The organism is Paenibacillus germinis (assembly GCF_013141785.1).
Classification (GTDB): Bacteria; Bacillota; Bacilli; order Paenibacillales; family NBRC-103111; genus Paenibacillus_E; species Paenibacillus_E phytorum.
The window spans coordinates 1-3,905 of sequence record NZ_WHOC01000186.1; the positions used below are offsets into that span (position 1 = coordinate 1).

The 3,905-nt window shown below is 38.9% G+C and carries 5 protein-coding genes; 4 read left to right on the plus strand and 1 reads right to left on the minus strand.

Going from position 1 to position 3,905, the window contains the following annotated elements; genetic code table 11:
* The 4 genes from GC102_RS39200 to GC102_RS36915 form a co-directional block, all read left to right on the plus strand.
* Positions 1–181: hypothetical protein (locus GC102_RS39200; RefSeq protein ID WP_216628297.1), on the plus strand; the 181-nt coding region annotated here is incomplete at its 5' end.
* Positions 182–428: 247 nt separating this feature from the next.
* Complete coding sequence (locus GC102_RS36905) at positions 429–728, plus strand: hypothetical protein (RefSeq protein ID WP_171693923.1); 300 nt, start codon at positions 429–431, stop codon at positions 726–728.
* Between the two features lie 382 nt (positions 729–1,110).
* Entirely contained in the window at positions 1,111–1,512 is a 402-nt protein-coding gene (locus GC102_RS36910; protein WP_171693924.1) for a hypothetical protein, read from the plus strand.
* Between the two features lie 84 nt (positions 1,513–1,596).
* The gene (locus GC102_RS36915) at positions 1,597–2,415 is read left to right on the plus strand and encodes an ADP-ribosylglycohydrolase family protein (RefSeq protein ID WP_171693925.1); all 819 of its coding nucleotides are present in this window, start codon (positions 1,597–1,599) and stop codon (positions 2,413–2,415) included.
* A gap of 274 nt (positions 2,416–2,689) precedes the next feature.
* Here the strand turns inward: GC102_RS36915 and GC102_RS36920 are convergent, their stop codons facing one another.
* Positions 2,690–3,892, minus strand: a complete 1,203-nt coding sequence (locus GC102_RS36920) for an IS110 family RNA-guided transposase (RefSeq protein ID WP_171693926.1) — start codon at positions 3,890–3,892, stop codon at positions 2,690–2,692.
* Between the last annotated feature and the right edge of the window lie 13 nt (positions 3,893–3,905).

Genomic DNA, 3,905 nt, shown 5'->3' on the forward strand with positions numbered 1-3,905 from the left:
TTCCTCCAGAATTTCGATTTCGGAATGCAATGCATCAGTGCACGATATGGATGTTGCCGCGTTCCCCGATCTCAACCTTGGTGTAGCTGTTCAGCAAGTCAATGCCGGTCGAATAGCCTTGCCCGGACAGCTCCTTCATGCAGCACTGGTACGTTGGCCAGTCGTGGACGAATTGGTATGAGTAGCTGTCGCCCTCGTCCTCACCCAAATGGATAGTTGAAAGGATATTAGCCGGAATACAGAATAAGCAATGGGATTAACTGGCGTTACGCTAACGGGTAACGATAGTGGAGGAGCTTGCCGCAGCTCCTCTTTTTCATTGAAGTAACGGGCAGGTTAAAGAACAATCTTGTACATGAACAGAATGAAAGGCTATTTTAGAGTTCAGAACGAATACTCGTGAATATAAAAGTAAAGCAGGTGAAAAAATGTATTTATCTGAAATATCAGCTTTAAAGTTAAAAGAATTAGGCTTTAAAAGAACATTTTATATTGGTGAGAAAGCACCGTTCGATTTCTACAAATATAATAATGAAGAATGGATAATAGGAGGTCGAATCTTACCACAAGGAGATTTACTGGCACCTTCATCTGTTTATAACGAAGGGACGTGGCTTCCTAGTTTATCCGACTTAATGTATTGGTTGTCAGACAACGGCTTTACTTTTACTTTAGAGTGCAAAGAATTGGGTCATGGTTATGTAATTCATGTACATGAAGCTCACTGAGGTATAATTAAGGGTAAGGGCGGCACTGCGGAACTCGCTTTTTCTAAGGTCATTGAGGAAATACTTAAGGGAAGGTAGTTTTATCGAACTAGCATGTGATTAATCTCAGCATTCTCTAAGTACAGGAAATTGAAGTACATTCAACTAACGAGGAACAAGAGTTAAGTAAATGTAACATAATTGAAATCTTATTTTCATGCGGCATTAATTAATCAAGCCTATAATAAAAGTAGACCCCCTTTAAAATATAAAACTTAGACCCTCAGCCCGTTGCTGTGGGTCCTTTTTATGCTATTCAACTAAAGGGCAGGTTAGTTACAAATAAAGGAAATAACTCTAATGTAGAGAATAACTTCATAAAAACACTTTTGGGGGTATTCATTTGTGGATATCGAATGAAGTAATTCGCGGGTTTCCACCTGATTTTAAAGTGAAGTATAGATTTTTTACGCAAGAAGAAGGAGGTAGGAAAATACTTCCTCGACAAGGATATAGAAGTGATTTTGCTTTAGAAGATGATTTTTTAAAGACAGGGATTGAATTGAGAGTCATTCACCCAGAGTTCGAAGATGAGAACGGAGAAATAATTATTACTGAGACACGTTCAGTATTAGAATTAGGCACCGCTAGAATGTGGATATTATTTCCTAAAGCACGAGAGGAAAGACATGTTCATGACATTAAAGTAGGACTTAAAGGATATTTCATGGAGGGACCAAGACGTGTTGCTGAAGCCGAGATTATAGAAATTATCGGTTTATTCACAAACCCTAGAACTGAGTAGAGATAGCTTAAATGAAAAAATTAGTTTCTTCTCGAATAATAAGAATATGGCGAAAGTTAATAAGGCTTTGGCAAGAGGTGGATTATGTTAGGTGCTGTTATAGGGGATGTAATTGGTTCAGTCTTTGAGTGGCATAATACCAAATCTACTGAGTTTAAACTCTATGATAGGTTCACGAGATTTACAGATGATTCTGTTTTAACAGTAGCCATAGCTGATGCTGTTCTAAACAAGAAAAAACAAAGTAATAAGCTGTTTGATTATTACGCAAGCAAGAGATTATATGCTAATAAATTAAGGCAATACGCTAGATGGTATCCTAACGTTGGGTATGGTCAAAAGTTTGAGGAATGGGTTTTGAGTAACAACCCCAAACCATACAGAAGTTATGGAAACGGATCGGCTATGAGAGTGTGCCCGATAGGATTTGTCTTTAGCTCTTTAGAAGAAGTGATGATTGAGTCCAGAAGATCAGCATTAGTAACCCACAATCATAGGCAAGGTATCATTGGTGCTCAAGCCGTAGCTTGTGCAGTCTTTCTAGCGAGAAATAATAAATCAAAAGATGAAATTCAATCATTTATTCAGCAGAGATTCAAATACAATCTCAAGCAAAGACTAGACGACATAAGGCCAAACTATGCTTTTGATCCAAGCTGTCAGGGGTCGGTCCCACAAGCGATAATTGCATTTTTAGAATCAACAGATTTTGAAGATGCGATTAGAAAGGCTATATCAATTGGTGGAGACAGTGACACGATAGCGTGTATTACAGGTGGTATTGCACATGCTTACTATAAGGAAATACCAAAGGATATTATATCCGAAGTAATGCTAAGACTCGATCTCAAGTTAAGGCAAATAATTGGATTATTCAATGACAAGTACAACATTTCAGTATAAATGTCTGGTGACAAGAAAATAGTCCGATTAATATCCGCCTAAATGGCGGCTTTTTATTTGATCCGATTGCCGATCAAGTCGAAGAATATCTCGGGTTGCCAACAAAGTCACATAATAAATATATCGTGGGGCATTGAACTATTCCAGCTAATAGCTTGTCAATATTTAATTATTAATAGTAGGTTCATGAGGTGGTATACTTTAAAAAGTGCATGGGAAAGAGCCGTCCTATTTAGCACGGAAATATATTCCATATATTTCTATTTCTCGTTGTTCACTCTAACCGGAACGCTTCCTTAGTAGTTAAGATGGCAAAAATCCAGTGAATGAGTTTATTCACACATGCAATTATTGCTACTTTGAACAGCTTTCCTTCAGCACGTTTCTTATCATAATAAGCCCTTAATTTCTTATTTCTATTACTACGAATTCCACATCGTACAGCTTGATACAAGGCAGTACGAAGCCTTCTGGAGCCGTGCTTTGTGATTTTATTTTGGGTAGCTACAAACTTACCTGAAGAAAAAACACTTGGATCAACACCGGCAAAGGCCACCAGTTTCTTTGCGTGATCAAACCGATCGATCTCACCAATCTCAGCTAAAATTGTTGCAGCAATCTTAGTGCCAATTCCGGGTATCGATTGGATTAAATCATATTCAAGTAGCTCTTCAGCCAGGCCATCTACCGATTTATTAAGGGTTGATAGATGATCCTGGTATTGAAGAAGCAATTTGATGAGCAGCTGCATGGAGATCAAATGGCTTGAAAAAGCCGTCTCCTTAAAGGGATTTCGCTTTGCTGCCGCTCCTAGGATTTGAGCACGTTCCAAGCACCATGAGACGGATTTGCCGCGTCCAGTAAGACTTTGGATTGCAGTAGTAATCTCCAACTCAGACATTTCTAGGACTTCTTTTGATGTTGGGTGTAAAGCCAAAAATCGAAGGGACACCTTTGAATAAAGGTCACCAAACACGCCATGATATTCAGGAAAAACTTGATCCAAAATAGCCTGGAACTGTAGTTTTGCTTGGACATACATACCTGTTAAAGTTTCATATTGGCGTGTTAGAAAGCGTAAATTCATAAGATGCTGCCCCCGCTTTTTGTAGGGTTCAAACTCTTCTTTATAGAACAGTGTCCCTAATAGATGGGCGTCTGCGGCATCCGTCTTTAACCTTCGCAAATTGGTTTTCTTGGCGTTATGTGAGATTAAAGGATTAATGACGATGTTCAAATACTGGTGCTCATCCAGAAACTGAACAACAGGGCTTTGATAATGGCCTGTTGCTTCCATAACAATGGTAGGACGAATCCCTGCTGCCGATTCCACACCTTTAATATAACTTAAAAAAGACGCTAGACCTTCTAGATCATGATTAAACCTAAAAATCTTCCCATGAGGTACTCCACGGTCTAAAAAAGCTTGTGCATGGCTCTCTCCCTTTGAAACATCCACACCAATGACTGGATTCATGACATCACTCCTG

Coding starts and splice junctions, on each gene's coding strand:
- GC102_RS36905 (WP_171693923.1), top strand. CDS start 429: ATGTATTTATCTGAAATATCAGCTTTAAAGTTAAAAGAATTAGGCTTT.
- GC102_RS36915 (WP_171693925.1), top strand. CDS start 1,597: ATGTTAGGTGCTGTTATAGGGGATGTAATTGGTTCAGTCTTTGAGTGG.
- GC102_RS36920 (WP_171693926.1), bottom strand. CDS start 3,892: ATGAATCCAGTCATTGGTGTGGATGTTTCAAAGGGAGAGAGCCATGCA.